The organism is Geobacillus sp. Manikaran-105 (assembly GCF_002809955.1).
GTDB classification, from domain to species: domain Bacteria; phylum Bacillota; class Bacilli; order Bacillales; family Anoxybacillaceae; genus Geobacillus; species Geobacillus thermophilus.
The window spans coordinates 1-4,072 of the sequence record NZ_PIJG01000093.1 but is presented as its reverse complement, the minus strand read 5'-3'; the positions used below and the strand labels follow the sequence as shown (position 1 = coordinate 4,072).

General features: G+C 36.9%; 2 protein-coding genes and 2 pseudogenes. 3 read left to right on the top strand and 1 reads right to left on the bottom strand.

Annotated elements, in window-relative coordinates; all coding sequences use genetic code 11:
- Positions 1–222, bottom strand: a pseudogene (locus CV945_RS17990) (DDE-type integrase/transposase/recombinase); the annotation flags it as partial.
- A gap of 166 nt (positions 223–388) precedes the next feature.
- Between CV945_RS17990 and CV945_RS16365 the strand changes: the two are divergent.
- The 3 genes and pseudogenes from CV945_RS16365 to CV945_RS16350 all read left to right on the top strand — a co-directional run.
- A pseudogene (locus tag CV945_RS16365) lies at positions 389–718 on the top strand (UPF0236 family transposase-like protein); the annotation flags it as partial.
- 1,108 nt (positions 719–1,826) lie between these two features.
- On the top strand, positions 1,827–2,564 hold the full coding sequence (locus CV945_RS16355) for a class I SAM-dependent methyltransferase (RefSeq protein WP_021322585.1): 738 nt from the start codon (positions 1,827–1,829) through the stop codon (positions 2,562–2,564).
- Positions 2,565–2,566: 2 nt separating this feature from the next.
- A complete protein-coding gene (locus tag CV945_RS16350; protein WP_025038984.1) occupies positions 2,567–3,907 on the top strand; it encodes a radical SAM/SPASM domain-containing protein in 1,341 nt (446 codons plus the stop codon).
- Positions 3,908–4,072: the final 165 nt, after the last annotated feature.

The following is a 4,072-nucleotide window of genomic DNA, read 5'->3' as shown; positions in this document are numbered from 1 at the left end:
GATGGGCCGCAAAGGACGTCTGTGCTGGGCTTCGTAGTCCGCCAACAGCTTCCGGTAATCAAGGGTTTCCGGCACATCGATGATCGGAAGGTCATCGACTTGAAGTTTCCGGTACGGTTTTTGGATGGGTTCGTCCAAGTCCTCGAGATTCAACGATTTTCCCAATATCACACCCATCTAATACACGATAATTTGATATTGGGTCTTGATTATTTCAAGCAAATAGGCTAATCATTGAGGTAACAAAGCTTGTCACTCCTTTGTTTTGGCTGTTGGGTGTCGTTACCTCAATGATGGCGGAAAACAACGGGGGTGGTAAGCTTTTTTTGTTCAACCGTTGAAACCCAAGGAAAAACCGTGAGTGTGGAGGATAAACTTTTGACAATACCTGTATCCGATGGGGAGGGCTGAAAGCGTGATGAGCCAGTTGGCGTATCGGGTGAAATACCGCCGCAGTTGGACCGACAAGGGACTCAGGGCGTTTTTCAAGGCAATGATTGCCCGGATGGATGGGATTCGTCTTTTCGGACGTCGTTTCGGAGAAGGATCGTCGCATCCGGCGGAGGAAACGACATCCACTAAACAGACGGTCGTGAACAAGGCGAAACAACGCGTCCGCCGTCTTTGGCCTGAGATCACGCGGAATAACGTGCCATATTTAAAGCAATCGTCCGGGACACCGATCTATCATGCCCTGTCTGAACTCAAGGCATGGTAAAAAAAAGGTATACATATCGATCTGCCATGGCAAGGGATGAGAATTCAAAAGCGCTTACGGACTAAATTCAAAAAATGGTTTGCCAACCTATGATTTACACCTGTTTTCAGCGAATCAAAAAAGTTTCCACAAAGTCTTGACTGACTCTTAGTAATGATCCTGCTTGACATTTTTGAAAATATAATTACTAAAATTCAAAAACATCAAAAATCATAGAGCAGATGTATTTTCATGAGTGGAAAAATCATAGTTCGACAAATGGGATAGCTGTAATAATGGTTTGACCTGTTTAATATGTTTGGACCACTGATCAAGGGATGTTCACTTACAGAAAGCTGATCTGAAATCAGAACAAACAATGATCCCTACAACAGATGAGAAAAATGCTACGACATTTATCTCCCACTGATACACATGTAACGTAAAGAGATGCTTATGATTGTCGATGAACTCATTCAGCAAAAGTGAGGATCAACTTATATCCTTTGTGGAACAAGCGAAATCTTGCATGGGTTAAATCTGTGCATGGAATCGGAAAGAATGTTCAAGCCTTTATTCGAAGAATCAACCAGAACCCAGAACGAACGATCGATCATTTGTGAATTCAATTTTGTCTTCATGGGCAGTCATGGCGCCGGGAAATCACGAAAGTTTCGGGAAATGGAAATATAGACGGGTGAGGCAAGGAAACAAGAAGTTGAGGTTACACCTGGTGTGGGGTGCTCGTGCCATGGCCCGAACGAAAAACACCCATTTATCCGTGAAGTATCATCGGATCGCTAAACGAAGAGGAGTAAATCGGGCGAGTATCGCTGTGGGAAGAACGATGTTACAAATCCTCTACGTCATTTTAACCAGAAAGGAACAGTATAGAGGTATAGAGAGTTTGGAAACCTACTACTGGGATTGGTAGCGAGAAACGAACCTAGTGTGTCAAACGATGAAGCAATTTAGGGGGATAGGGTATCAAGTGAAACTGGAAAAAACGAGTGCGCATTATCGGTAAACCATATATACTGAAATTCTTTCTTTTAAAACCTACTTCTAATGGTTAGGTAGAGATCGTTCTTGTCTTTTTCGAGTTTTCAGGGTAGGAGGAGAGCAATTATTGGATATTAAAAATGATTTGAATCATTTTTTTGAGTATACTTCTTACCAAAATGCTTATGGACTTTTATACAGCCAAAAAACAGGAAAACAGGTTGCATTTTTAAAGTCCATGCTTGATACTCTTCCAAAAGAGAGTAAAATACTTGATTTATGTTGTGGTAACGGAAGACATCTTTTTTCTATTAGAAGACTAGGCTTTGATGTTATTGGCATAGATTCACATTACGAAACAGTAGCCAAAGTCAAGGAAACCGATCCCGCTGCTAATATTATGTTCTGCGATGCACGTTTTATGAATTTTATTGAAGTCTTTGATTTAGTCTACTGTTTAGAAACATCTATTGGTTACTTTAACGATGAAGAAACCATTAAAATTTTCGGTAAAGTTTATAATTCTCTAAAATATCAAGGGATATTTATTGTGCATGTTTTTAACAGGGAGTTGTTATTGAAATATTTTGAGGACAGTTCATATTTTTATGATATTTTCCACCAGCCAATTTTTGAAAGCAGGGAAATCGATTTATTAAATGGACTATTAAAAATTAGACAAAAAAGAAATAATAGCAATATAAAAGAATACCACCTTGATTTACGAATTTATACTGCTGTTGAATTAAAAAATATGTTAAGTACTGTTGGTTTTAAAATAAGCAATGTTTATGGTGATTTTGATAAATCACCGTTTTCAATTAATAGCCCTGAGTTAATTATTATTCTAAAAAAGGAAGGATAGAAATGTATAAAAAATATCGCAAATCACGTTACACAATTAAACATGAGACTCAAGAAGGTACTTTAATCTTATTTAACACTTTTTCTGGAGCTATAGCAACAATTGAAGATGTAAAAACAAAAGAAAAGGTTAAAACTATTTTACGGGAGGGGTTATTATGTGAACCTGCAAATGAATTAGAAACAGAGTTAATTAATCAACATTTTTTGGTACATCATTCAACCGATGAAAATCGATTAGTAGATTTAATGAGAGATATGGAAAAAAATCGAAAGGATCACTATGAATTAATTTTATATTCTACAGAAGAATGTAATTTTAGGTGTGTTTATTGCTTCGAGAAATTTTTAAGGGGGGAAATGCCGAAAGAAATTCAACAGGCTATTATTAAGCATATTTTACGAAAAGCACCTCATATTAATAGTCTAAATATTGCTTGGTTCGGCGGGGAGCCATTAGAAGGTGTAAATGTAATTAGGAATATTAATAAAGAAGTTAAAGAAATATCTAAAAAATTCGGATTTACATTCAACTCTGGAATTACAACAAATGGATACGAACTCGATGAAAATCTATTTCGTGAATTGGTAGATTTGAATATTATCCAATATCAAATCACTTTAGACGGGCCGAAAGATACCCATGATACACATAGAATACTTAAAGATGGTGGTCCTACTTTTGATCGTATTATAAACAATTTAAAAAGTATTCAAAAGACTGATTTAGAGTTTAAAGTTTTAATCCGCTCAAATTTCGATAAAACCAATAAGGATAGAATGCAAGAATTAATAGAACTGCTTTCAGAGTTTTTGAATGGAGATGAACGTTTCCAATTATATTTTAAACCTGTGCAGAATTATGGTGGAACATCTGCTAAAGATCTACCACTATATGATCCAAAAGAAAGTTTTAAAGTTATGAGTGAGGTTCAAAAACGAGCACATTGTTATTTTCCGACCTCCACTGAATTGCTAAGTTCCCTTGACCCAATGGGAAGTGTTTGTTACGCTGGTCTTCCGAATAGTTTTGCGATTGGGGCAGATGGAACTATTTATAAATGTACTTTAGAATTAGATGAGCCTCTGAATCAATTAGGGAAAATTAGAGGAGACGGAACTTTTGATATTGATGAAGATAAACTTACCTTATGGATAACGGCAGATGCGAAAGATGATAGGCAATGTAACTCTTGCATTTTAAAGCCAACTTGTCAGGGAATGCATTGTCCACTAATTAGAATTAAAGAACAAAGGAGTCCTTGTCCACCTTTAAAGAAGGGAATTCGAACAGCCCTTGAATTAGTTACTGTTTACGCTGGAATAGACATAAAAAACGATTAGTTGTACTGATATACCTTATTTACCAAGCTTCATACCATGTAATCTTCAAATGCATGATTAATTTAGCTTTTCCGTGAAAATCCCCACCACTTGGTGAGTGCGGTATACGCTCCTGATCCGTGAGGGTATACTGAAAATGGCCAAAAAAGGCAATAGGAAAGCAGA

What these genes read in the sequence shown, in the direction of transcription:
- CV945_RS16350 (WP_025038984.1), top strand. Translation starts at nt 2,567, where the DNA reads ATGTATAAAAAATATCGCAAATCACGTTACACAATTAAACATGAGACT.